The following is a 21,639-nucleotide window of genomic DNA, read 5'->3' as shown; positions in this document are numbered from 1 at the left end:
GTGGTCCGCGCCGGCATTGCCGATTCGGGTCGCGGCACGGTGGCCGCTGACTGCGTGGCTATGGTATGCAGCGCATCGGCCGCTGGAATCGGCCTGCATACGTATTCAATGCAGATGCCTGCGCTGTAAGCGATTACAGAAAAGGGGACGGAGAAAAGGGGACGGAGGGGATTAATCGAAATTAATTCCCTCCGTCCCCTTTTTTCACAACGGGGTGAAGCGGATCGCCTGGCCGCCCCCCGGTGCCAGTACGACGGTCAGTTGGTCGGCGCTGGTGACCTCGCGTGTTTCGCGGGCGAATGCGAACGGGTTGCTGCGGTAATCGGCATCCTTGCCGTCACGGTAAATCTCGGCGCGGTAGCGCACGCCAGGCTCCAGGAAACCCAGTGATATCGGCAGCACGCGGCCCTGCTCGTCGGTGATGCTGCCCAGGAACCAGTCGCGGCTGTTGCGGTCGCGGCGCACGATGGTGACGAAGTCGCCGACTTCGCCGTCGAGCACGCGGGTCTGTTCCCAGTCCACCGCCACGTCCTTGATGAACTGGAACGCGTCGCGGTGCTGCAGATAATGTTCGGGCAGGTCGGCGGCCATCTGGATCGGGCTGTACAGCACCACGTACAACGCCAGCTGCCGGGCCAGCGTGCTGGGGATGGCCTGCCCGTGGCGTCCCTTCAGCGACAGGATGCCGGGCGTGTAATCCATTGGCCCGGACAGCATGCGGGTGAACACCAGGTTGACCTCGTGCTCGGGTGGATTCGGTGGCTGGCCCCACGCGTTGTATTCCATGCCGCGCGCCCCTTCGCGGGAAATCCAGTTCGGATACGTGCGGCGCAGGCCGGTGTCCTTGATCGGCTCGTGCGGATTGACCGACAGGTGCCGGCGCGCGGCTTCCTGCACCACCTTCAGGTGGTGGCGGGCCATGAACTGCCCGTCATGCCACTCGCGCCAAAGCGGCCCGCCAGCAGGGTTGCGGCGATCCACCTGGCCGTCATCGCAGACGTAGCCGGTCTTGAACGAATCCACCCCCAGCCGTGCATACAGGTCCAGTGCGGCGTCCAGCTGGTCCTCGTAGTGCTCGATGGCGCAGCCGGTTTCATGGTGGCCGACCAGGTGCACGCCTTTCTTCGCACCGTAGGCAGACAGCGCTTCGATGTCGAAATCGGCGGTGGGGCGGGTGAAATCAAAGTCGTAGCCGTTGCCGACCCAGTTGCCGTCCCAGCCGGGATTCCAGCCTTCCACCAGCACGCCGCGGAAGCCATTGGCCGCAGCGAAGTCGATCACTTTCCTGGTCTTTGCCGTGGTGGCGGCATGGCGCGCACCGGTGGCCCAGCTCTCCTCGTCCAGGTGCATCGACCACCACACGCCGAGATACTTGGATGGCTTCACCCAGCTCACGTCACCGAGCGCGTTGGGCTCGTTGAGGTTGAGGATCAGGTCCGATTCCACCAGCCCGCCGGCGCGGTCGGCGATCTGCAGCGTACGCCACGGCGTGCTGAAGGGCAGGGTGCGCCGTACCTTCCAGCCTTCGGCGGACGGCGACAGCTGCGCGCGCAGGCGCTGGCCTTCGGTGCGGCGCAGCCACATGCCGGCGTAGTCGACAAGCGCCGCCTCGTGGATCGCCACATGCAGGCCGTCGTGGCTGCGCAGGGTGACCGGTGTATGCACCGTAGGCACTTCGCGCAGTGGCGTGCGCTGGTACAGGTACTCGTAATGGATCGGTTCGCCCGCCGGGATCCACCAGGCGGTGGAATCGGGCGCAATGGCGAACTCGGTCAGCTCCTCGTCGATGATGGCTTCGCGCAGCCCGGATTGTTCCGGGAAAACGTAGCGCAGTCCGACGCCGTCGTCGTATACGCGGAACACCACGTCCAGCCGTCGCTGCCCGGCCGTGGCCTGGCGCAGCGCAACGGTCAGTTCGTTGTAATGGTCGCGGGTCAGCCGGCGTTCGCCCCAGGGCTGCTCCCAACTCTCATCGACGCTGCGCCGGGTGGTTTCGATGATCTCGAAATCCCGGTCCAGGCGCCCGTCACGCAGCTCGAAACCCAGTTTCGAATCTTCCACTACCGTGTCGCCAAGCCGCTGCACCCGATAGCGCGCCGTGCCACCGTCCACCTCCAGGGTGACCGAGAGGATGTTGCCGGGCGAGGCCACGCTGGCGGTGCGGAGTGGCGCTGCCAACAATGCCGGACTGGCCATCAGCAGGACCAGGCCCAGCCAGGACGCGGCAGCACCGCGCACGAACGATGAGAACAACGGCATTTCCCCTCCCAGGGCATCGCAGGATCTGCCCGGACCATAGCCCACGTGCCAGCCGCATCCGGCCTTGCCTGGCATGAATACGTATGCAGGCAGGCCGCCCCCGTCGCCTGCCGTCTACCATGTCCGGACGGTGCCTTGAGGGAGGCATTGCGCCCCTGGCGGCCGCAAGGCGGGCAGGGACCCACAACGAGCAAAGAGGGAGGGAGGCCGACGGGCGCAAGCCGGTTCGCCGCTTCGATGCTGAAGATGATCTGCCTGTCCGCCGCCATCGTCGCGGCACTGGGTTCGACCGCGAGTGCGGCCGACCTGCAATTCGACGGCCGCCATGCGCGTGCTGAATCCGTGGCCCAGGGGGGCTTCGTGCTGCATGCGCCCAACGCCGAGGTGCGCATAGCCGCGCAGCCGATGCGCACCGAAACCGCCAGCCCGATGTTCGATGCACTGTTCGCGCTGGCGCAGCAGGAGATGGACCAAGACCGCGTGGATGCGATCCGCGATCCGGCCTTCGACGAAGGACGCCCGGTGCCCTGCGAATGCTTCAAGACCGGTGCCAAGTGGCCCTATGTGTGGACGCGCGATGTCAGCTTCGCCGCCGACCTGGCGCTGGCGCGGCTGGATCCACGGCGCACCCGGCAATCGCTGCAGTTCAAGCTGTCGCAGGCACGCGATGGGCATACGCCAGGGCTGTTCGTGGCGCAGGATACCGGCTCCGGCGGCAGCTGGCCGATCAGCAGCGACCGCGTGGTGTGGTTCCTTGCGGCGCGCCACCTGCTGGACGACAAGGCATTCGCCGGGCAGGTGTGGCAGGCGTTGCAGGGCACGCTGGCGCAGGACCGCGCGATGGTGTTCGACGCGCGCACCGGGCTGTACCGCGGCGAGACCTCGTTCCTGGACTGGCGCGAGCAGACCTATCCGGACTGGACGCGCGAAGACGTGCGGTTCATCGGCGACTCCTTCGCGCTGTCGACCAACGTGCTGCACTACCAGGCGCTGCGCCTGGGTGAACAACTGGCCGGCGAGCATGGCGATAGTGCGCGCGCGACGCAGTACAAGGCCTGGGCGGATGCGCTGCAGGAAGACATCGATGCCCGTTTCTGGCGCGAGGACGCCGGACAGTACATGAGCTACATCGGCGAAGCGGCGCATCCGGTGCCCTATGCCAAGTACGACCTGCTGGCGACCTCGCTGGGTGTGCTGGCTGGCGTGCTGCCGGCCGAGCGCGCGCGACGTGCACTGGCGGCCTACCCGGCCAGCGACGCCGGCAGCCCGGTGGTATGGCCGCAGGAAGCCCGCCAGCCCGTTTACCACAATCGTGGCATCTGGCCATTCGTAAGCGCGTACTCGCTGCGTGCGGCACGCGCGCTGGATGACGCGCCGCGGATCACGCTGGAAATCCGTTCGCTGATGCGCGGTGCCGCGCTGGCCGGCTCCAACATGGAAAACTACGAGCTGCTGACCCAGGCCGTGCACGTGGACGAAGGCGTGCTGAGCGGGCCGGTGGTCAATTCCGAGCGCCAACTGTGGTCGGTGGCCGGCTACCTGGCGATGGTGCTGGAAGGGGTGTTCGGCGTGGACGCCGACGGCAAGGTGTCGCCGAAGCTGCCGACGGCGCTGGTGCCGGAGTTGTTCGGCGAGCGCGAACGGATCGTGCTGGATGACGGCGGGCAGCGCTATGTGCTGTTGAAACCTGCCTCGCTGCAGGGCGAACTGCTGGTGGCTGGCACGGTGCAGCGCGATGGGCGCACCACCACGGTGCAGCTGGTGCCGTCGCCATCGGCAACCCCGGTAGAGCGGGGCCATGCCCCGCTGCCTTCGGACCAGGCGTCAGTCACCCCGGTAGAGCGGGGCCATGCCCCGCTGCCTTCGGATCAGGCGTCAGTCACCTCGGTAGAGCGGGGCCATGCCCCGCTGCCTTCGGATCAGGTGTCATCGGCCCATCAGCGGGGCATGGCCCCGCTCCACCGGAACGGCGGCAACGCCGCCGCCTATGCGCCGGCCACGCCGGCAGCGCCCGCCGCCCGTAGGCAAGGCAGCGACTGGACCATCAGCGTCCCCGCCGCGCACGTACTGTGGCGCGATGGTGTTGCCACCGACGTGGCCAACGGCCAGGCGCGGCTCGCCGACGATGGCCTGCAACACTGCCTGAGCCTGACCCGGCAGGAAAATGGACTGGAATCCCTGCACAGTCCGACCACCTGCATCGGCCCACGGCATCGCCTGCCGGGCGCCGCCGCGTGGCAATGGACCGCGCCGGAAGCCAGCCGGGTACGCCTTCGCCTGCAGTACCGGAACCCGAACGGCCCGATCAACACGGGCGTCACCGCTGCGGTGAAGCAGTTGTCCGTCCACTGCGACGGCCAGCCGCTGCAGCAGCACACCGTGGTGATGCCGCACAGCGTGGCGGTGCAGGAATCCACTGCCGCCGAGTTCGACCTGCCCGCTGGACGCTGCGAATTCCAGCTGCAGGAGGGCTTCAACATGAGTGCGCTGGAGCACTTCGCGCACTATACCGGTGGCAAGGGCGGGCGCGAGGGCGTGCGTAACCAGGCCGAGGTCAAGGCGTTGCTGCTGTCGCCGGTGCCGGCGCTGGAGCACGTCCGATGAGTCGGCCGGACAAGCCGCAGCTGTCGTTCTGGCAGATCTGGAACATGTGCTTCGGCTTCCTTGGCATCCAGTTCGGGTTCGCACTGCAGAACGCCAACGCCAGCCGCATTTTCGAGACGCTGGGTGCGTCGATGGAGGCGGTGCCGGGATTATGGATCGCCGCGCCGCTGACTGGCCTGCTGGTGCAGCCGATCGTCGGCTACCTGTCCGACCGCACCTGGACCCGCTGGGGCCGGCGCCGGCCGTTCTTCATGATCGGTGCGGTGCTGACCACGCTGGCGCTGCTGGTGATGCCGAATTCGCCCACGTTGTGGATCGCCGCCGGTACGTTGTGGGTGCTGGATGCTTCGATCAACATTTCGATGGAGCCGTTCCGGGCATTCGTGGGTGACCAGCTGGCACCGCGCCAGCGCCCCACCGGCTTCGCCATGCAGAGCTTCTTCATTGGTATCGGCGCCATCGTCGCCAGCTTCCTGCCTTTCATCCTGGCGCACTTCGGCGTGGCCAATACGGCGGCACCGGGAGAAGTGCCGGACACCGTGCGCTATGCGTTCTACTTCGGTGCGGTGGTGCTGCTGGCGGCGATCACCTGGACCGTGCTGAGCACGCGCGAATACTCGCCCACCGAACTGGCGGGCTTTGCCGATGCCGAACCGCCGCAGGCCCACGCCGTTGCCGCACGCGGCGTGCCGCCGTGGGCGCAGATCGTGCTTTGGCTTCTGGTCGGCAGCGTGCTGGCCGTGCTGATCGCCTGGCGCGGTGGCGACAGGATGCTGTACGTGCTGGCCGGCCTGTGCGTGGCCTATGGCGTGCTGCTGGCCGTGGCACGCGCGCTGCCCGGCACGCACATGCTGGCCACCATCGTCGATGACCTGCGCAACATGCCCGGCACCATGCGCCGGCTGGCCTGGGTGCAGTTCTTCTCGTGGTTCGCGCTGTTCGCGATGTGGATCTACACCACCGCAGCGGTGGCCGGCACCCATTTCGGGTCCACGGATCCACAGTCGGCGGCCTACAACGAAGGTGCCAACTGGGTCGGCGTGCTGTTCGGTGCCTACAACGGCTTTGCCGCACTGGCCGCGTTGCTGATCCCGCTGATGGTGCGGGCCATCGGCCTGCGCTGGAGCCACCTGGTCAACCTGTGGCTGGGCGGTGCTGGCCTGGTGTCGATGATGTTCATCGATGATCCCAGGTGGCTGCTGCTGTCGATGGTCGGCATCGGCTTTGCCTGGGCGTCGATCCTGTCGCTGCCTTATGCCCTGCTGTCGGACAGCGTGCCCGCCGCGAAGATGGGCGTGTACATGGGCATCTTCAATTTCTTCATCGTGATCCCGCAGCTGGTTGCCGCCAGCGCGCTTGGCTTTGCCCTGCGCGCGTGGTTGGGTGGCCAACCGATGCATGTGCTGGTACTGGGCGGCGCAAGCCTGCTGGTGGCCGGGCTGTGCGTGCTGCGGGTTCCGTCCCGTCCGGAGGTGGTGTGATGCGTGTGGGTCTTTGTGTTGCCGTAGGTTTCGCCCTGTTCGCTGGCCAGGCCAGCGCCGCGCCACGCCCGGATTACGTAGGCACCACCGAACCGTTCGCCAACGATGCGGTGTACTTCGTGGTGACCGACCGCTTCGTCAACGGTGACCCGTCGAACGACCACCGCGACCAGGGCGGCGAGCACCCTACCTTCGACATCCCGGTTCCATGCCCGGACAAGGTGGACGGCAACATCGGCTACCTTGGCGGTGACTTCAAGGGCGTGCTCGATAATGCGGACTACATCCGCAACCTGGGTTTCGGCGCGGTGTGGATCACCCCCATCGTCGACAACCCGGACCAGGCCTTTACTGGCAGCAAGCCGATCAGCTGCACCAGCACGCTGACCGATCGCGGCAAGACCGGTTACCACGGCTACTGGGGCATCAATTTCTACAAAGTGGACGAGCACCTGCCGAGCGCAGGGCTGGATTTTGCCGCGTTCACCCAGGGCCTGCACGACGCGCAGCTGAAGGTAGTGCTGGATATCGTCGGCAACCATGGTTCGCCGGCCTGGACCATGCCTACGCGCCAGCCGCAGTTCGGGCAGATCTTCGACAAGGACGGCAAGCTGGTGGCCGACCACCAGAACCTGGCGCCGCAGCAACTGGACCCGAAGCGTAATCCGCTGCATGCGTTCTACAACAACATCGGGCCGGTGGACGCGGCGGACGGATCGATCTTCGACGGCAACCTGGCCGAGCTGGGCGACTTCAACCAGCACAATCCGGCCGTGATGGACTACCTGGTGGGCGCCTACCTGCAATGGACGGCGCAGGGCGTGGACGCGCTGCGCATCGATACCATCGGCTGGCTGCCGCATTCGTGGTGGCACGAGTTCGTGGGGCGCATCCGTGCCGAGCACCCGGGCATGTTCATGTTCGGCGAAGCGTTCGACTACGACGCGGCGAAGATCGCCGAACACACCTGGCCGTCGAACGCGAATGTCAGCGTGCTGGATTTCCCTTCGCGCGGTGCGATGGAAGAAACCTTCGGGCTGAAAGGCAAAGGCTTCGAAACGCTGGCCGAGCCGCTGCACCTTATCGGAGGCCCGTACGCCAATCCGTACGAGCTGATGAGTTTCTATGACAACCACGACATGCCGCGCCTGGATGCCAGCGATGCCGGCTTCATCGATGCCAACAACTGGCTGTTTACCGCGCGCGGCATCCCGGTGCTGTACTACGGTTCGGAAACCGGCTTCATGCGTGGCCGCGCCGAGCACGCCGGCAACCGCGCCTACTTCGGCCAGGCGCGCGTGGATGCTGCACCGGAGAGCCCGATCTTCGCGCCGTTGCAACGGGTCGCCAGGCTGCGTGCGGCCACGCCCGCGCTGCAGCGTGGGTTGCAGGTGAACGAGCGGCTGCAGGGCGATGAGGCGGTGTTTTTCCGGGTGCTGCAGCATGGCGGGGTGGCACAGACCGTGCTGGTGCTGTTGAACAAGGGCGACGCGGCGTCGAGTTTCGAGGTGAAGCGATTCGTGCAGGCAGGTACGTGGCGCGATGCACTGGATGGCGGCACCTTGAAAGTGGCCGGTTCGCTGCAGACCGACGTGCCGGCGCACGGCATCAAGGTGTTCGTGCTGGATGCCGCCGTACAGCAGCCGGCGCTGCAGGCCGAGCTGGACAAGGCGATGGCCGAGCAGCGGGCGCGCGATCAGCGGTTGAAGCGCTGACAGGCAGGCCGGGTGGGACAGGTAGCGCCGGGCCATGCCCGGCGTCGCGATACACTATCGGACCCCTCTGGTACCGCTGAACCATGACCGATCTGCCACCCCAGTCCCCGATTGAAACCCTGCTGCAGACCGCGATGAACGGCCAGTTGCCGATCAAGGCCTTCATGCAGGCCTTCGTGGCCTCCGAGGTGGTGCTGCTGACCGGCAGCCTGGTCACCCCGGACGGCAGCGGCTTCGACCCGCTGCTGTTCGACAAGCAGGGCGTGCTGCACGTGGCGGTGTTCACCGACCCGGCGCGTGTGGGGTTCCATTCCGAACAGGCCCCGCACCAGATCCGCTGGCTGATGCTGGACGTGCTGCGCCGCGTGCCGGGCGGCTATGGCGTGGTGATCAACCCGGGCACCACGCTGGGCTTCGAGATATCCCCGACCGGCGTGGGCGAGATCCTGAAAGACTTCGCCTGAACCCGGTAGTGACGGGCCATGCCCGTCATCCCCGCCGCGACGATTCCCGCAGCACCAGCTTCACCGGAATGCTCATTCCTTCCACCGGTTCGCGTGCGATCTGCGCCAGCAGTTTCTCCACCAGCAACTGGCCGGCCTGCTTGGTGTCCTGCTGCACGGTGGTCAGCGCCGGTGACATGGACGCGGCCAACGGAATGTCGTCGAAGCCGGTGACCAGTACGTCCTGTGGCACGCGCAGGCCCTGTTCGCGCAGGGCGCGCAGCGCGCCGATGGCGATCAGGTCGCTGGCTGCGCAGATGGCATCGAACGGGGTGCCCTGGGCCAGCAGCGCCTGGCACGCGGCATGGCCGGAATCTTCGGTGGTGATCGCATCGTGCTGTAGCGTCGGGTCCGTTGCCAGGCCGCGTTCGCGGAGTGCGGCAACGTGGCCACGATAGCGCTCTTCGAACTCGGGATAGTGGCTGGAGGCATGGCCCAGGAAGGCGATCCGGCGGCAGCCCTGGTCCAACAGGTGGGAGGTGACGTCGAAGCCTCCCTGGAAGTTGTCGCTGCCGATGGACACGCCGGGCTGGTCGGGCAGTGCCGCCCCCCAACGCACGAAGTGCGTGCCCTGTTCGACCAGCCGCTGCAGCCGCTCGCGCGATTCGTGGTAATCGCCATAGCCCAACAGGATGATGCCGTTGGCCTTGTAGCTGTCTTCGTAGTCGGCCTGCCAGTCGGTGGACAGCTGCTGGAACGACACCAGCAGGTCATGCCCGTGCAGCGCGCAGGCGCGGGTGATCGAGCCCAGCATCGAATGGAAGAACGGGTTGATCAATGAATCGTCCGGCGTGGGGTCTTCGAAGAACAGCAGCGCCAGCGTGCCCGCGTTGCGCAGGCGCAGGTTGGACGCATTCTTGTCCACCTTGTAATTGAGCTCGCGGGCGATGCGCAGGATGCGTTCGCGGGTTTCCGCATTGACCATCGGGCTGCCGCGCAGGGCACGCGACACCGTGGGCTGGGAAACCCCGGCCAGGTGGGCGATGTCCAGGGAGGTGGCTTTGCCTTTGATGGTCATGACAGCAGCGTTGGGGTGACGGCCTGCATGATGCCATGGGCTGTCGCAGGTCGCTGGCTGAACGCGTGCACGACCCCGAACCACCTGCGCCGGAGCGCAAGGTGGCGGACGGTGCGGGTCACAGTACCGGCTGAGCATAACCCCCAATGATCCGGCGGATCCGGAGATCCCCGCGCACCGCCCGCCATGGAACCGACGAGTCGATGCATACTCTGCCCTGATGGCAAACATAGGCAAAGCGCGGGGGGTACTGCTCAGGTGGGGACTGTGATCCCCGCTGGCCCTGCTGGACCAGCACCGTCATCCTGCGCGGCAGGTGGGCTTTGCGCCATGAGGAAATGTTGAATTTGGCTGGTGCCGAGCAGGTCGCTCATCCGGCAGCGCGCCCGGCCCAGAAGTAGAGTTGCCAAGCCTGACGCGGACTAGGTATTTTGAAGCAGGCAGCGACTTCCCGACTTCGAGATGTGACGCGCATGGGATCTTCCGAGCCAACCGGCTTCGTCAATCTGCGCTTCTATCTGGCGGGCGCGGTGGCGATCGTTTTTGCCTGGTGCTGCTTCCACGGATTGGTGTGGCTTGCACTAAGCGTCGGGATTGTTCCGATCCTGCACTACGATCCACCCGCAGGGCAGTGGATCCTTATCGGCGATGCAATGTTGAGCGGCTGGCACAAGATCCGCGTAACGGAGGATTTTACGCTGGCGGGTTACACCCTCCTGTTCCTCACCGCGGTGCTGACCTATTACGTCACACGCCTCGCCTATCATCGCGATTTCGCCAAGGTCTTTGGCCGCCGCGATCGTTGGCTTATTGCAGGATGGATGATTGGCGCACCGCTGATCGCTGCCGAGGGACATGCGCTTTTCGTTCTGGTGTTCAGGATTCCCTTGGCGCAGCAATGGCCGACGTTTTTCGGAATCATCGCGTTATGCATCTTCATCGCCTCGGCCAGGCTGTTTGCCTGGTCATGGGGCTGGGTGATGCGCCGCTGCAAGGTACCCCGTTGATTCCGGGGCTGCAGGCAAGACCAGCCAACTGACGGCCCACCGGACAGTCCGTCCAGGTTCCCGCGGTGACAGGGGGCGAAACCCGACCCAAGCTGTCCGGGATCCCGGGAGCGAGGGCCCCGGGGGGATGCTAATATGAGCCGTTCGGACCCCTTTGACACCATGAGGGACAGATCCTGCAGGTGGCGCCTTCCCGGCAGCCCGCGCTGGAGCCTGTCCCCGGACAACAGAAGAACACTCCTATGGCGCGTGGCATCAATAAAGTCATCCTGGTCGGCAACCTCGGCAACGACCCGGACGTGAAGTACACCCAGGGCGGCATGGCGATCACCCGCATCAGCCTGGCCACCACCAGTGTCCGCAAGGACAAGGACGGCAACCAGCAGGAGCGCACCGAATGGCACCGCGTGGTGTTCTTCGGCAAGCTCGGCGAAATCGCCGGCGAATACCTGCGCAAGGGCAGCTCGGTCTACGTCGAAGGCAGCCTGCGTTACGACAAGTACACCGGTCAGGATGGCGTGGAGAAGTACTCCACGGACATCATTGCCGACGAAATGCAGATGCTGGGCGGCCGTGGTGAAGGCGGCGGTGGCGGTGGCGGTGGCGGTGGCGGCGATCGTCCGCAGCGCCAGCAGGCCCCGCGTCAGGAATACGGTGGCGGTGGCGGCGGTCAGCGCCAGGGTGGTCAAGGCGGGCAGGGCGGCGGCTACGGCCAGCAGCGTCCCCAGCAGCAGCCGCAGCAGGCGCCGCCGATGGACGACTTCGCTGATGACGATATCCCGTTCTGATTCGCACCTGCCCCGCGTTTGATCAGAAAGCCCGCTTTCCAGCGGGCTTTTTTTTCATCCCGAACAGGCGTTGTGCCCTGCAGCATAGATTTTCGTGCACTGCGTCTTGCAAAAAAACGATTCCCTCCTCTATGGTGCAATCGATTGCATCGTGGCAAACCCGTCAGCATTTGACACCGGTTGGGAGGCCGGAACGCGGATGTCCATCCACTCGATTGGATCGATCCAAGGTTCACGGCTCACGCGGCGCGATGCGCTGCGCATGGCTGTCGCCGGGAGCCTTGGCCTGGGTGCGGCTGCGGCCGGCGTGCTGCCTGCGCTTGCCACCACCGCGCCGCTCAAGGGCAACCTGAAGCATTCCGTCGCCCGTTGGACGTTCCCGCAGCAGTCCATCGCCCAGCTGTGCCAGACGGTGAAGGGCATCGGCTTCGCCGCCATCGATCTGGTTGGCCCGGAGGACTGGCCCACGCTGAAGGCGCATGGCGTGTACAGCTCGATGTGCAACGGCGCCGAGCTGGGCCTGGACAAGGGCTTTGCCGGCAGCCAGTTCCACGACCAACTGGTGGAGCGCTACACGCGGCACATCGACCTGGTGGCCGATGCCGGCTATCGCAATCTCATCTGCTTCTCCGGCAATCGCAGCGGCATGGATCCCCAGGAAGGCATGGCCCATGCCGAAGCAGGGCTCAAGCGCGTCCTCGGCCATGCCGAGAAGCGCGGCGTCGTGCTGGTGATGGAACTGCTGAATTCCAAGGTCGATCATCCCGACTACCTGTGCGACCACTCCGCATGGGGCGTCGAGCTGTGCCGCCGGATCGGCTCGGAAAATTTCGGCCTGCTGTACGACATCTACCACATGCAGATCATGGAGGGCGACATCATCGCCACCATCGGCAGGCATCACGCGTTCTTCAAGCATTACCACACCGCGGGCGTGCCTGGCCGGCACGAGATCGGAGACCAGCAGGAACTCCACTATCCCGCCATCTGTCGCGCGATCCGCGACACCGGTTTCGATGGTTATCTGGCACAGGAATTCATGCCTGCGGCGCCGGATCCCGTCGGTTCGCTGCGCGAGGCGATCCGCCTCTGCGACGTCTGAAACGATATCCACCAAGGTGAAGTAGAACCCATGGCAGACAATCATTACGACGCGATCGTCGTTGGCTCGGGAATCAGTGGCGGTTGGGCGGCGAAGGAACTGACCGAGAAAGGCCTCAAGGTCCTGATGCTGGAACGCGGACGCAACATCGAGCACGTCAAGGACTACGTCAATGCGATGAAGGAGTCGTGGGATTTCCCACACCGCAACCGGCCCACCCAGGCGATGAAGGCCGACTTTCCGGTGTTGATGCGCGATTACGGCCTGGCCGAGAACCTCGAAGGAATGTGGGCCAATGAAAAGGAATCGCCCTACATCGAAACCAAGCGATTCGATTGGTTCCGCGGCTATCACGTGGGTGGCCGCTCGCTGATGTGGGGGCGGCAGAGTTATCGCCTGTCGGACCTGGATTTCGAGGCGAACCTCAAGGACGGCATCGCCACCGACTGGCCGATCCGTTACGCCGACATCGCGCCCTGGTACGACCACGTGGAGAAGTTCGCCGGCATCGCCGGCACGCGTGAGGGGCTGGACGTGTTGCCGGATGGCGAGTTCCTGCCGCCGATCCCGTTGAACATCGTCGAGAAGGACGTGGCCGCGCGCATCAAGAAGGCCTTTGGCGGCACACGGCACATGATCCATTCGCGCACCGCGAACATCACCCAGCCCAAGGTCGAGCAGGGCCGCGTCAACTGCCAGTATCGCAACAAGTGCATCCTGGGCTGTCCCTTCGGCGCCTATTTCTCGACCCAGTCGGCGACGCTGCCGGCGGCCATGAAGACGGGCAACCTGACGTTGCGGCCGTTCTCGATCGTCAAGGAAGTGCTGTACGACAAGGACCGCAAGCGTGCGCGGGGCGTGGAGGTCATCGATGCCGAGAGCGGACAGACCTACCAGTACACGGCCAACGTCATCTTCCTCAACGCCTCTTCCTTCAACTCGAGCTGGCTGCTGATGAATTCGGCCACCGATGTCTGGGAAGGCGGGCTGGGTTCTTCGTCCGGCGAGCTCGGGCACAACGTGATGGATCATCATTTCGGCGCCGGTGCCTCCGGCCGGGTCGAGGGCTACGACGACAAGTACTATTTCGGCCGCCGTCCCTGTGGTTTCTACATTCCCCGTTTCCGCAATGTCGCCACGGATGACAAGCGTGGTTATCGGCGCGGGTTCGGCTACCAGGGCGGTGCCAGCCGCAACGGGTGGTCGCGCGAGATCGCCGAGCTGAACATCGGCGCCGATCTGAAGGACGCACTGACCTTGCCGGGCGACTGGCACATCGGCATGACCGGATTCGGCGAAATGCTGCCTCACCACGACAATACGATTCGCCTGGACCCGCAGCGCAAGGACAAATGGGGGTTGCCGGTGTTGGCGATGGACGTTTCCCTGCGCGCGAACGAAACCGCCATGCGCAAGGACATGGCCGCCGATGCCGCCGAGATGCTGGAGGCCGCCGGTATCAAGGACGTGAAGATGCACGATGACGACTACGCCCCGGGCAAGGGCATCCACGAAATGGGGACCGCCCGCATGGGCCGTGACCGCAGCAACTCCGTACTGAACCAGCACAACCAGGTCTGGGATGCGCCCAACGTCTATGTGACCGATGGCGCCTGCATGACCTCCAGCGCCTGCGTGAATCCCTCGCTGACCTACATGGCGCTGACGGCGCGGGCAGCCGACCATGCCGTGCGCGAGCTGAAAGCGGGGAACCTGTGATGGAACGCCGCGAACTCCTGAAGATGATCGTCGCCGCCACCGGTGCGGCCATGGTCGGCCTGCCCGCGCTCGTGCAGGGACAGGCGCCGGCCGCTGGGGCGAAGGCGACCTTCTCTGCCGCCGACGTCGGCACGCTGGACGAGATCGCCGAGACCATCCTGCCGCGGACAAAAACGCCGGGGGCGAAGGACGCCGGCGCCGGCGCGTTCATGGCGCGATTCGTCACCGACTGCTACACCGCCCCGCAGCAGGCGACGTTCCGTGCCGGCCTGGTCGATATCGACAAACGCGCCGGTGGCCGATTCGTGTCGCTCACGCCGCAGGCCCGCACCGAGCTGCTGCGGGTCCTGGATGCGGAAGCCAGGAAACACGTCGTCGACGTGGACGACACCGGCACTGCCGAAGCGGCGAAGGCGACGCCGCATTACTTCACGATGATCAAGCAACTGGCCATCTTCGGCTTCTTCACCTCGAAGGCCGGCGCGACCGAAGCGCTGCAGTACGTCGCCGTGCCGGGTCGCTATGACGGCGACCTGGCCTATGCCCCCGGCACGCCGGCGTGGGGGACCAGCTGATGATGAGGAACACGATGACCAGAACGCTACTGACGGCGGCCTGCCTGCTGGCCACCGCGCCTGCATTCGCACAGACCAGCGGCGACCCCGCGCGTGATCCAACGAAAACCGAGGTGTGGAAGCCCGTGCCAGCGATCGTGGCCACGCCCTCCAACGGCGCGCCCTCCGACGCGATCGTGCTGTTCGATGGCAAGGATCTCTCCGCCTGGGAGGCGGAGCAGGGCGGGCGCGTGCCGTGGACCGTCGCCGACGGTGCGATGACCGTGGTTCCGGGTAGCAAGGGGATCCGCACCAAACAGGATTTCTGCGATATCCAGCTGCATGTCGAGTGGCGCACGCCCACCGCGACCGCAGGGTTCGACGGCCAGGATCGGGGCAACAGCGGCATCTTCCTGCAGGAACTGTATGAGCTGCAGGTGCTCGACAGTTACAACAACCCGACCTATGCCAACGGCCAGGCCGGCTCGCTCTACAAGCAGGCCATTCCGCTGGTGAATGCCTCGCGTGCGCCGGGCGAATGGCAGGCCTACGACATCATCTGGAAGGCACCGCGCTTCTCGCAGGGGGGCGGGCTCACCTCACCGGCCCGCATCACCGTCCTGCACAACGGCGTCCTGGTGCAGGACGACACCGTGCTGTCGGGCAAGACCGAGTACATCGGTGCGCCTTCGTACGCGCCACATGCATGCGCCCCGATCTACCTGCAGGAGCATGGTGCCAAGGTCAGCTACCGCAACATCTGGGTGCGCGAGCTGTAAACGCCGAGCACGGCCAGGTGCTACCGCAGGTGATCCGTAGCGCCGACCTGTGGTCGGCGGATGCCTGACGCGCGGCGCGCGGTTGGCACCGGCGCCGGTATCCTATTTCGCCAGGTAGCTGGCGATATCGTCGATCTCCTGTGGGGACAGCTGGGAGAAGGGCGGCATCAAGCCACCGCCCTGTTTGATCTTGTCCTTGATCTGCGCAGGCTCCAGCCGCTTGCTGACGTCGGTGAGCGCAGGGAACGTGGGCGGGACGCCGGCCCGATCCGCGCCGTGGCAGGCCGTGCAGTGCATTGTGTAGAGCTGCGCGCCGGCCGCCGGGTCGTCCTTGGACCATGCCGCCGTTGTAAACGTCGCGCCGGAGAGAACCACGGCCACTGTGAGGATCAATTTCAAGCGGGTGTCCAAGCAGGGCTCCTTCGCGGGCTAGCGCTGTGCGCGGGCGGGCAGGCGGGCGGTCAGGTGTTCACGCAGGTAGTCCGCCCCGGTCTGGATGGCCTTTGCCGGATCACGCGGATGGTCGTGCTCGATGATGTACCAGTGCACGCCGGCAGCCGCCGCGGCAGGCAGGATCGCGCTCCAGTCCAGCACGCCCTGGCCCACCGCGGCGAAACCCTCCTCGTCTTCGGCCTGGCCTTTCGGTGCGTTGTCCTTGGCGTGTACTGCGAACAAGCGGCCGCGGAATTTTCCCAGCATCATCGCCGGGTCGTAGCCCGCACGCGCGACCCAGGCCAGGTCCAGCTCGGTCTGCAGGTCGGGACCGGCTGCTGCGAACAGCAGTTCCAGGCCGGTCCTGCCATTGAAGTCGACCAGCTCGAAGTCGTGGTTGTGGTAGGCCAGGTGCATGCCCTTGGCCCGCGCCCGCGTCGAGATCCGGCCCAGTTCCTGGCCCAATGCCGTCCAGCCTGCGGCATCGGTCGGCCGATCCTTTTCGTCCAGGTAAGGCACCACCAGCATCGTGTTGCCGATCGAGCGGTTGAAGGCCACCACGCCATCCAGATCCTTGCGCAGATCGGCCAGTTGCACGTGGGACGAAATCGCCTTGATCGAATACCTGTCCAGCAGCTGCTTGAGCTCCACGGCGCTGACGTCCTGCGTACCGACCGTTTCCACCGCGTCCACACCCGCGTCGTGCACGATCTTCAACTGCTGGTCGAGCGGGCCGGCGTTGCGCAGCGTGTACATCTGCACCGCGATGGGTTTCTGCGGGCCAACGGCTTCGTGTGCGAAGGCGGGCAGGGCAACGAGGAACAGCAGTGCGAGGGTCGCGGTGGTGCGTGTAGAGGGGTTCATCAGAAAATCCTCCCGGGATTCAATCGATGGGTGTCCAGGCGCGCGTCCTGGCCGATGCGATGACGCGATCGACGATCCGCGCCGAGCGCAGGCCGTCTTCGAAGGTGGGCAGGCCCTGCGGCCGCTCGCCTTCGATGGCGCGATAGGTGTCGGCGACAAATGCCTCGAAGCAATGGCCGTAGCCCTGCGCATGTCCGGCCGGCAACACCGACAGCCGACGTTGTTCGGCGCTGCCGGCACCGGGCCCGCGCACGAAGACTTCCTCGCGCTGGTCGGGCCGGCCGATCCACAGCCGCTCGGCATCTTCCTGGTTGAAGGCCACGCTGGCCTTGGCGCCGTCGATCTCGAACCAGAGGCGATTGTGGCGTCCCGCCGATACCTGGCTGACCGTCAATGAAGCCAGCGTACCCGCGCTGGTCCTGAACATCGCCGCGGCCACGTCCTCGCTCGATACCGCCTGCATCGCGCCGCCTGCCGCCGGCGTGGTGAAGCTCTGTCCGGTGAGGGTGCCGCGCTCGGCGATCACGGTGGCGAACGCCGCGGTGACGTCGACGAAGCGTTCGCCGCCGACCCATTCCACCAGGTCGCACCAGTGCGAGCCGATGTCGGCGAACACGCGCGACGCGCCACCCTGCGCCGGGTCCACGCGCCAGTTGTTGCTGGCAGGGTCCAGCAGCCAGTTCTGCAGGTAGCTGCCGTGGATCAGGTGCAGCGGCCCCAGTTCGCCCTGCGCGATGCGTGCGCGCGCCTCGCGGACCACCGGGTGGTAGCGGTAGACGAAGGGGATCGTGGCGACCAGCCCGGTCGAGGCGGCCAGTGCAGCCAGTGCCCGGGCGTCTTCGAGCGTGGTGGCCAGCGGCTTCTCGCAGATCACGTGTTTGCCGGCTTGCAGTGCTGCCTGTGCCATGGCGCGGTGCAGATGATTGGGCGTGCAGACGTGCACGACCTGTACCTGCGGATCGCCGACTACCTCCTCGATGTCACGGTAGGCGCGCGGGACATTCCATGACTGCGCCACGTCGTGTGCGCGTTGCGGGGAAGAGGCGGCGACGCCGCGGACCTCGGCACCGGCCAGCAGTGCCGCGCGGCGATGCACCGCACCGATCATGCCTGTGCCGACAATGGCGATTCCAAGCTTGCGCATCGGGTGGGGTTCTCAGGGCGTGGAAGGAGCGACGGCGACCACCGGCCGGTCGCGGAACAGCAACAGGAAAGCGATCAGCACGACCAACGCGACGCCTGCCGGGAACAGCCAGATCTGCTGCCAGTCCGGACCCGCCGCGGTGGTGTAGTGCTCCACCACCGCACCGGACAGGAACGTGCCGATCAACATGCCCACGCCGTACGTGGCCAGGGTGATGAAGCCCTGCGCGCTGCTTCGCGCGTCGGGGCCGGCATGCGCGTCGGTGTAGATCTGGCCGGTGACGAAGAAGAAGTCGTAGCAGATGCCATGCAGCACGATGCCGATCACCAGCAGGGAGAAGCCGCCGCCTGCATCGCCGAAGGCGAACATGGCGTAGCGCACCACCCACGCGGCCATGCCCACCGCCAGCATGGTCTTGACCCCCAGCCGCACGAACAGGAACGGCATGGCCAGCATCAGCAGGACTTCGGATACCTGGCCCAGCGATTGCAGGCCCGCCGCGCCCTGCACGCCCAGATCGTTGAGATACGGGTTGGTGAAGTTGTAGTAGAACGCCAGCGGGATGCAGATGGCGATGGATGCCAGGAAGAACACCAGGTAGGAGCGCGACTTCAGCAGCCGCAGCGAGTCCAGCCCCAGAATCTGCCCCAGCCCGGCGTCGCGCTGCTGCGCCAGCGGCGGCGTGTGCGGCAGGGTGAAGGCATACAGGCCCAGGGCCAGCGACGCCATCGCCGCCATCCGGAAGGTCTGCTCGAGCCGATGCGCCTGTTCCCAGCCCAGCCAGCCGATCAGCACGCCGGCCACGATCCAGCCGACGCTGCCGGCCACCCGCACGAGCGGAAACTGTTTTTCAGGCGATTGCATGTGGCGCATCGCCACGCTGTTGGCCAGTGCCAGCGTCGGCATGAACAGCAGCATGTACCCCATGACGCAGACGAAGAACGTGTTGAAGTCCGTGGCCGTGGACGCCAGCCACATGAGTGCCGCACCGGCCAGGTGCAGTACCGCGAGGATGCGCTGCGCCGCGAAGTAGCGATCCGCGATCAGGCCAACCAGGAAGGGCGCTACGATGGCGCCGATGGATTGGCTGAGGAAGGCCGTCGCTACCTGGCTCGCGGTGGCCTGGAGCGGGCCCTGCACCAGGTACGTCCCCAGGGTGACGAACCATGCCCCCCAGATGAAGAACTGCAGAAACATCATCGCGCCCAAGCGCGACATGGTGTGCGTCATGGCTTGCCCTCCCGGGGCAGTGTTGGCTCAGATTCCCAGCATGCGGCGCAGTGATCCAGGGTCCGTGCCGCTGTCGGCAAAGTCGTCGAAGGCGTGTTCGGTGACGCGGATGATGTGGTCGCGGACGAAGGCGGCACCCTCCCGCGCGCCGTCTTCCGGGTGTTTCAGGCAGCACTCCCACTCCACGACCGCCCAGCCCGGGAAATCGTATTGCGCGAATTTGGAGAAGATCGCCTTGAAGTCGATCTGCCCGTCGCCGAGCGATCGGAACCGCCCCGGACGATCGATCCAGTCCTGGTATCCGCCATAGACGCCGCTGCGCGCACTGGCGCGAAACTCCGCGTCCTTGACGTGGAAGATGCCGATGCGCGCGTGGTACCGGTCGATGAAGCCGAGGTAGTCCATCTGCTGCAGCAGCATATGGCTGGGGTCGTACAGGATCTTCGCGCGGGGATGGTGGTCCACCACGTCGAGGAAGCGTTCGAAGGTCGTGCCGTCATGCAGGTCCTCGCCCGGGTGGATTTCGAAGCACAGGTCCACGCCGCACGCGTCGAACGCATCCAGGATGGGGCGCCAGCGGCGGCCGAGTTCGGCGAAGGCTTCTTCCACCAGGCCGGGCCGGCGTTGTGGCCAGGGATAGAAGTAAGGCCAGGCCAGCGCGCCGGAGAAGGTGGCATGCGCCGTCAGCCCCAGGCGCTGGCTGGCCTTGGCGGCCAGCATCAGCTGCTCCACCGCCCAGGCCTGTCGAGCGGCGGGATCGCCGCGCTTGTCCGGCGGCGCGAATCCGTCGAACAGGCTGTCATAGGCAGGATGGACCGCGACCAGTTGTCCTTGCAGGTGGGTGGACAGCTCGGTGATCTGCAGGCCATGCCCGGCCAGCATGCCGGCGACGTCATCGCAGTACGCCTGGCTTCGCGCCGCCTCGGCCAGATCGAACAGATGGGGCGCGCTGGTCGGTACTTGTACGCCAGAATACCCCAGCCCCGCAGCCCACCCGGCCAGCGTGTCCAGCCGATCAAAAGGAGGTGTGTCACCGATGAACTGCGCCAGGAACAGCGCTGGACCCTTGAGCGTTTTCAACGCGATTCGCCCTCGATGCAATCGATTGCATTATCCTAGCAGGGCCTCCCGCAAGACCTGTTGTGCACTGCACAGCGCAAAGGAGACCTGACGCCATGGCCACCATCTACGACATCGCTAGGCACGTCGGCGTTTCCGCTGGCACGGTGTCGCGGGCGCTTTCCCGGCCAGAGAAGGTGCTGCCGGCCACGCGTGCGCGCATCGAGCAGGCCGCCGCCGCGCTGGGCTATGTCCCCAACACGGTTGCCAGGACGCTCAAGACCCAGCGCAGCGGCAAGATCCTGGTCACCGTGCCGGACATCGCCAATCCGTTCTTCGCCCAGATCCTGCAGGGCGCGGAGGAAGCCGCGCAGGCCGTCGGCTACGCCGTCCTGCTGGGCGATACCCAGCATCAACCCGACCGCGAGGAGCGCTACGCGCAGATGCTCCGGCGCAACGAGGCCGACGGCCTGATCGTGCTGGGGCATCGCCTGCCGCCGACGGCGCGCGAAATCGTCCAGCAGTTGGGCGACGCCGCGCCGGTGGTCAATGGATGCGAGTTCGACCCCGCGCTGGGCATCCCCAGCGTACACATCGACAACGCGGCCGCCGCGCGCGCTGTGATGGAACACCTGTACGGACTGGGACATGAGCGGATCGCCGTGGTGGGCGGACCGCCCGACAACCCCCTGCACCAGCAGCGGCTGGAAGGGGCCCGGGCCGCCGGCAAGGCGCGTGGCCGCCTGCGCAGCCTGAGCGTGGTGCCGGGCGACTTCTCCGTGGAATCCGGCCATGCGGCCGCGCTGGCGCTGTTGTCCCGCGCGCCCGTGCCGACCGCGATCTTCTGCTTCAGCGACCAGATGGCGCTGGGCGCGCTGGCGGCCTGCCGGGATCTGGGCGTCCGCGTGCCGGATGAGTTGTCCATCGTCGGTTTCGACGACCTCGCGTCATCCAGTTACCTCACCCCCCCGTTGACGACCATCAGGCAACCCATGCGCGAGATCGGTGTCCGCGCGGTGAACCTGCTGCTCGCCATCATCGAACGCGTGGATGTGCCGCTTCAGCAGACACTGGATTTCAGCCTGATGTTGCGGGGCTCGACGGGTGCGCCGGGGGGGAGGTGACGGCAGGGGCGTCCGGCACAGGTGCACAACCGTTTTGATTTTCAATGATTCCCCGTTGTAAATAAAACCCCAGCATCACTCCTGGGGCGGTGTTGGACACGCATCGGCGCCCCTGTGCCTGATTCATATCTGTGGCGCATGAGTGATATCCAGCTGATGCACTTTTTCTATCAGTCTGCGGCGGTTAGTTTTGAGTCCTGCCCCCGCCTACGTCGGCGCGCCACGTGCGCCGTCAGGGGTCGATCCAGACTGGAGAA

At 65.9% G+C, this 21,639-nt stretch carries 18 protein-coding genes; 11 read left to right on the top strand and 7 right to left on the bottom strand.

All coding sequences use genetic code 11. The features are described 5' to 3' along the window. Positions 1-204: 204 nt before the first annotated feature. On the bottom strand, positions 205-2,259 hold the full coding sequence (locus H4O11_RS08235; protein WP_182338940.1) for a glycoside hydrolase family 97 protein: 2,055 nt from the start codon (positions 2,257-2,259) through the stop codon (positions 205-207). 237 nt (positions 2,260-2,496) lie between these two features. On the opposite strand from H4O11_RS08235, the gene H4O11_RS08230 reads away from it, so the two are divergent. From H4O11_RS08230 to H4O11_RS08215, 4 genes are all read left to right on the top strand, one after another. Further along, a complete protein-coding gene (locus H4O11_RS08230) occupies positions 2,497-4,863 on the top strand; it encodes a glucosidase family protein (protein ID WP_246333370.1) in 2,367 nt (788 codons plus the stop codon). Next, the gene (locus tag H4O11_RS08225) at positions 4,860-6,344 is read left to right on the top strand and encodes an MFS transporter (RefSeq protein ID WP_182338939.1); all 1,485 of its coding nucleotides are present in this window, start codon (positions 4,860-4,862) and stop codon (positions 6,342-6,344) included. The genes H4O11_RS08230 and H4O11_RS08225 overlap by 4 nt, the downstream gene beginning before the upstream one ends. Continuing rightward, complete coding sequence (locus tag H4O11_RS08220) at positions 6,344-8,059, top strand: alpha-amylase family glycosyl hydrolase (protein ID WP_182338938.1); 1,716 nt, start codon at positions 6,344-6,346, stop codon at positions 8,057-8,059. The genes H4O11_RS08225 and H4O11_RS08220 overlap by 1 nt, the downstream gene beginning before the upstream one ends. Positions 8,060-8,142: 83 nt before the next feature. Continuing rightward, positions 8,143-8,523 (top strand): SseB family protein, encoded by a 381-nt coding sequence (locus H4O11_RS08215; RefSeq protein ID WP_182338937.1) that lies wholly within the window; start codon positions 8,143-8,145, stop codon positions 8,521-8,523. A 25-nt stretch (positions 8,524-8,548) separates the two neighbouring features. Here H4O11_RS08215 and H4O11_RS08210 read toward each other — a convergent pair whose 3' ends face one another. Continuing rightward, entirely contained in the window at positions 8,549-9,580 is a 1,032-nt protein-coding gene (locus tag H4O11_RS08210) for a LacI family DNA-binding transcriptional regulator (protein ID WP_182338936.1), read from the bottom strand. Between the two features lie 473 nt (positions 9,581-10,053). Here H4O11_RS08210 and H4O11_RS08205 point away from each other — a divergent pair, with 473 nt between their 5' ends. From H4O11_RS08205 to H4O11_RS08180, 6 genes are all read left to right on the top strand, one after another. Then, positions 10,054-10,587, top strand: a complete 534-nt coding sequence (locus H4O11_RS08205; RefSeq protein ID WP_182338935.1) for a hypothetical protein — start codon at positions 10,054-10,056, stop codon at positions 10,585-10,587. Between the two features lie 242 nt (positions 10,588-10,829). Next, positions 10,830-11,375, top strand: coding sequence for a single-stranded DNA-binding protein (locus tag H4O11_RS08200; RefSeq protein WP_182338934.1), 546 nt, complete (start codon positions 10,830-10,832; stop codon positions 11,373-11,375). Positions 11,376-11,574: 199 nt separating this feature from the next. Continuing rightward, entirely contained in the window at positions 11,575-12,477 is a 903-nt protein-coding gene (locus H4O11_RS08195) for a hydroxypyruvate isomerase family protein (protein ID WP_182338933.1), read from the top strand. A 30-nt stretch (positions 12,478-12,507) separates the two neighbouring features. Beyond that, complete coding sequence (locus H4O11_RS08190; RefSeq protein WP_182338932.1) at positions 12,508-14,196, top strand: GMC oxidoreductase; 1,689 nt, start codon at positions 12,508-12,510, stop codon at positions 14,194-14,196. After that, a complete protein-coding gene (locus tag H4O11_RS08185) occupies positions 14,196-14,771 on the top strand; it encodes a gluconate 2-dehydrogenase subunit 3 family protein (RefSeq protein ID WP_182338931.1) in 576 nt (191 codons plus the stop codon). Before H4O11_RS08190 ends, H4O11_RS08185 begins: the two co-directional genes overlap by 1 nt. Before the next feature lie 14 nt (positions 14,772-14,785). Continuing rightward, the gene (locus H4O11_RS08180) at positions 14,786-15,529 is read left to right on the top strand and encodes a 3-keto-disaccharide hydrolase (RefSeq protein ID WP_182338930.1); all 744 of its coding nucleotides are present in this window, start codon (positions 14,786-14,788) and stop codon (positions 15,527-15,529) included. Between the two features lie 102 nt (positions 15,530-15,631). On the opposite strand, the gene H4O11_RS08175 is transcribed toward H4O11_RS08180, so the two are convergent. The 5 genes from H4O11_RS08175 to H4O11_RS08155 are packed head-to-tail and all read right to left on the bottom strand — an operon-like array spanning position 15,632 to position 20,279. After that, positions 15,632-15,928, bottom strand: a complete 297-nt coding sequence (locus tag H4O11_RS08175) for a c-type cytochrome (RefSeq protein WP_182339172.1) — start codon at positions 15,926-15,928, stop codon at positions 15,632-15,634. Between the two features lie 30 nt (positions 15,929-15,958). After that, entirely contained in the window at positions 15,959-16,825 is an 867-nt protein-coding gene (locus H4O11_RS08170; protein WP_182338929.1) for a sugar phosphate isomerase/epimerase family protein, read from the bottom strand. Between the two features lie 19 nt (positions 16,826-16,844). Further along, on the bottom strand, positions 16,845-17,969 hold the full coding sequence (locus tag H4O11_RS08165; RefSeq protein ID WP_182338928.1) for a Gfo/Idh/MocA family protein: 1,125 nt from the start codon (positions 17,967-17,969) through the stop codon (positions 16,845-16,847). 12 nt (positions 17,970-17,981) lie between these two features. Next, positions 17,982-19,199, bottom strand: a complete 1,218-nt coding sequence (locus H4O11_RS08160) for a nucleoside permease (protein WP_182338927.1) — start codon at positions 19,197-19,199, stop codon at positions 17,982-17,984. Positions 19,200-19,226: 27 nt separating this feature from the next. Beyond that, positions 19,227-20,279 (bottom strand): sugar phosphate isomerase/epimerase family protein, encoded by a 1,053-nt coding sequence (locus H4O11_RS08155; RefSeq protein WP_182338926.1) that lies wholly within the window; start codon positions 20,277-20,279, stop codon positions 19,227-19,229. A gap of 95 nt (positions 20,280-20,374) precedes the next feature. On the opposite strand from H4O11_RS08155, the gene H4O11_RS08150 reads away from it, so the two are divergent. Continuing rightward, positions 20,375-21,382: a LacI family DNA-binding transcriptional regulator gene (locus H4O11_RS08150; protein WP_182338925.1), complete on the top strand. Its 1,008-nt coding sequence runs from the start codon at positions 20,375-20,377 to the stop codon at positions 21,380-21,382. Positions 21,383-21,639: the final 257 nt, after the last annotated feature.

Source organism: Stenotrophomonas tumulicola, assembly GCF_014117215.1.
Lineage (GTDB): Bacteria > Pseudomonadota > Gammaproteobacteria > Xanthomonadales > Xanthomonadaceae > Stenotrophomonas > Stenotrophomonas tumulicola.
Note: the sequence above shows the minus strand (reverse complement) of the source record. Positions and strands in the feature narration are given on the sequence as shown.

Coding starts and splice junctions, on each gene's coding strand:
- H4O11_RS08235 (WP_182338940.1), bottom strand. CDS start 2,259: ATGCCGTTGTTCTCATCGTTCGTGCGCGGTGCTGCCGCGTCCTGGCTG.
- H4O11_RS08230 (WP_246333370.1), top strand. CDS start 2,497: ATGCTGAAGATGATCTGCCTGTCCGCCGCCATCGTCGCGGCACTGGGT.
- H4O11_RS08225 (WP_182338939.1), top strand. CDS start 4,860: ATGAGTCGGCCGGACAAGCCGCAGCTGTCGTTCTGGCAGATCTGGAAC.
- H4O11_RS08220 (WP_182338938.1), top strand. CDS start 6,344: ATGCGTGTGGGTCTTTGTGTTGCCGTAGGTTTCGCCCTGTTCGCTGGC.
- H4O11_RS08215 (WP_182338937.1), top strand. CDS start 8,143: ATGACCGATCTGCCACCCCAGTCCCCGATTGAAACCCTGCTGCAGACC.
- H4O11_RS08210 (WP_182338936.1), bottom strand. CDS start 9,580: ATGACCATCAAAGGCAAAGCCACCTCCCTGGACATCGCCCACCTGGCC.
- H4O11_RS08205 (WP_182338935.1), top strand. CDS start 10,054: ATGGGATCTTCCGAGCCAACCGGCTTCGTCAATCTGCGCTTCTATCTG.
- H4O11_RS08200 (WP_182338934.1), top strand. CDS start 10,830: ATGGCGCGTGGCATCAATAAAGTCATCCTGGTCGGCAACCTCGGCAAC.
- H4O11_RS08195 (WP_182338933.1), top strand. CDS start 11,575: ATGTCCATCCACTCGATTGGATCGATCCAAGGTTCACGGCTCACGCGG.
- H4O11_RS08190 (WP_182338932.1), top strand. CDS start 12,508: ATGGCAGACAATCATTACGACGCGATCGTCGTTGGCTCGGGAATCAGT.
- H4O11_RS08185 (WP_182338931.1), top strand. CDS start 14,196: ATGGAACGCCGCGAACTCCTGAAGATGATCGTCGCCGCCACCGGTGCG.
- H4O11_RS08180 (WP_182338930.1), top strand. CDS start 14,786: ATGACCAGAACGCTACTGACGGCGGCCTGCCTGCTGGCCACCGCGCCT.
- H4O11_RS08170 (WP_182338929.1), bottom strand. CDS start 16,825: ATGAACCCCTCTACACGCACCACCGCGACCCTCGCACTGCTGTTCCTC.
- H4O11_RS08165 (WP_182338928.1), bottom strand. CDS start 17,969: ATGCGCAAGCTTGGAATCGCCATTGTCGGCACAGGCATGATCGGTGCG.
- H4O11_RS08160 (WP_182338927.1), bottom strand. CDS start 19,199: ATGACGCACACCATGTCGCGCTTGGGCGCGATGATGTTTCTGCAGTTC.
- H4O11_RS08150 (WP_182338925.1), top strand. CDS start 20,375: ATGGCCACCATCTACGACATCGCTAGGCACGTCGGCGTTTCCGCTGGC.